1 protein-coding gene and 1 pseudogene are annotated in these 2,414 nt (G+C 61.5%); one reads left to right on the top strand and one right to left on the bottom strand.

Going from position 1 to position 2,414, the window contains the following annotated elements:
• Positions 1-1,506, bottom strand: a pseudogene (locus tag V6M52_RS12435) (hypothetical protein); the annotation flags it as partial.
• A gap of 10 nt (positions 1,507-1,516) precedes the next feature.
• Between V6M52_RS12435 and V6M52_RS12430 the strand changes: the two are divergent.
• A complete protein-coding gene (locus tag V6M52_RS12430; RefSeq protein ID WP_332701255.1) occupies positions 1,517-2,215 on the top strand; it encodes a DUF2165 family protein in 699 nt (232 codons plus the stop codon).
• Positions 2,216-2,414 lie beyond the last annotated feature (199 nt).

The following is a 2,414-nucleotide window of genomic DNA, read 5'->3' as shown; positions in this document are numbered from 1 at the left end:
GGAGCTTGACGCCGCGCCGCCCGTGCCCCCGCCGCCACCGATACTTTGCAGCAGGACGCCATAGGCGGAATCGCCCGCCGTGCTGATCGTTCCGCGATGCTCGGCCATCACATTGCCGCCGACACCGCCCAGGCCGCCCGAGCCGCCGCTGGTGAAAGGCAGGATGCCGCTGCCGCCGCCCGAACCACCGCCTTGGCTGATGGCCGGATGGGTGGCGTGGAATGCATCCAGGGCGCTGCCGCCGCCTATGCTTTGCGCCATGATCGCCGTTGCGCCGACACCCGTGGTCGTTATAGTTCCGTGGTTGGTCACTGAAACCAGCTGCCCAAGGCCTGCGCCGCCGCCATCCCCGCCGGACACGAAGGCGGCGCCACCGCCGCTTCCTCCTACGCCGCCCACTGACTGCGCCATGACGCCGAAGCTGTAGTCGCCCCGCGTGGCGATCGAGCCGCCATTGAGCGCCTTGACGACGCCGCCGGCGCCGCCCTGGCCGCCCGGCGTGCCGGAAGTGAAGGCGCCACTGGCGCCGTTGCCGCCAGCGCCGCCCGCGCTTTGCAGAATGACCGCGGCCGATGTGCTTCCGTTGGACGTGATCGTTCCCCGGTTCGTGAAGCTTATATTTCCACCGTCCCCACTGTTTGACGGATAACCGCCGCTGTTGGTGGCGCGCCCCCCGTTTCCGCCCAGAGAGCTGACGGATACCGCCGGGGCCAGCGCCCCGGTCACGCTGACGTGTGCGCTTTTTTCAAAGGTTGCGGTAACCTGTCCGCCGGAACCACCGCGGTCAGTGTCGACCCGGCCTTCATAGGTGCCGTCGGAAGACTGCGCGCCGTTCTTGCCGATGCCAGCCGCGCCGCCCTGGGAAACCACCTTGATAGCAGGCAGGGCCCGCGTGCGCGCAGCCGACTCGCTTACGGCGGTGACCCGCGAAGCAATGTTCACGGTAACCGCCCCGCCATCGCCGCCGCGAGCGATGCCGCCCCCGCTCTCGAACCATGACGTGTATCCCACCCCGCCCGTGCCGCCTATTGAATAAACATGGATCAGCGGTTTGTCCAACGTCGAAGAGAGCGTTCCCGAAACCTCGGCGGATGGCGCTACGGTAAGCGTTACCCGGCCACCGCTGCCGCCGCGCTCTCCCGGCAAATTATGAAATAAGCGCTTGGAATAGTCGGAGCCGCCCGCCCCCCCGACAGAACCAATCTCAAGGGCCGACGATCCTGCGCCAAGGATTGCTCCCCGCTGAGTCCAGACCGAAGACTTCGCGTCCTCACCTGGGGTTGCAGAGGGCGATGTGATACCCATTTCACCATCGCGGCCGTCGACGCCCCGGTTAACAATGTAAACGCTCTCGTCAGCCCGCGCAGGCGCCGCCATGATCGCGCCAATGGACGCGAAGCACGCGACAAAACCGACGCTTTGCAGCAGACCGGCAGGCAAACTGTTGATGGAAAATTCGCGTTTCGCGCGATGCTGCTCGCCCTGCCGGGTATAAAATTGTTTCACGATGATTCTGATGTTGTCGGGTAGTGACGCGGCAGGATTTTATCGTGGGGAGATATTGCGGTGTGGACTTCTTGCTGTGTTGTGGCGTTTGAGCATCATTGAGTTCTGGCCGGGCCTGCAGTTCAGCTATGATCGGGTGCACGCCAAAGACGGCTCGGCCGATGTGCTTCCCAAGATTCATCCATTGAAACGCAACAAGCGTGATGAAGAAATGCTTATCCGATACTCAAAAATAGGATTCGTCGCCGCCATTGCGCTTTTTGCGTCATTGGTTGCGTTCGGCAACATGACGGACTATGGCAGCAACTTCGAGTTTGTCCGGCATGTCTTATTGATGGACACGATTTTCCCCACGGCGACGATACATTACCGGGCGATCCAACTGCCGATCCTGCACCATGCCGCGTATGTTTTCATTATCGCCCTTGAAGCCTTGACCGCCCTGCTTTGCTGGGCGGGCGTTTACCAACTGCTAAAACAAGTGAAGTCACCCGCCGGGGACTTCAACCGGGCCAAGAATATGGCCGTCTGCGGCTTGTCGCTGGGCTTTTTTGTATGGCAGGTAGGCTTCATGTCGATAGGCGGAGAATGGTTTGGAATGTGGATGTCCGACCAGTGGAATGGCGTGCCGAGTGCATTCCGCTTTCTGGTGACCATAGCCCTGGTGCTGATTTACCTGGTGCAGCGGGATAGCGACCTGGACGTATAGAAAGAGAAAGCGCAGGATTCCGCTTTCGGCACTGTAACGGCCACTAGCGGAATCCCTGTATGGACGTTTCTTAGTTGACCTTGATATTGGCCTCTTTCGCCAGCCCTTTCCACATCACAATTTCGCGCTTCACGATAGCGTCCAGTTCTTCAGGCGGGCTGCCCACGACCACTGCGCCGATGGCGTTGAACGCTTCCTG

It is taken from the genome of Devosia sp., assembly GCF_036676215.1.
Lineage (GTDB): Bacteria > Pseudomonadota > Alphaproteobacteria > Rhizobiales > Devosiaceae > Devosia.
The sequence above is the reverse complement of the archived record's forward strand: the minus strand, read 5'-3'. Positions and strand labels throughout refer to the sequence as shown.

Excerpts from the sequence above, each read along its gene's own strand:
- V6M52_RS12430 (WP_332701255.1), top strand. The coding sequence starts at position 1,517 with ATGTTGTCGGGTAGTGACGCGGCAGGATTTTATCGTGGGGAGATATTG.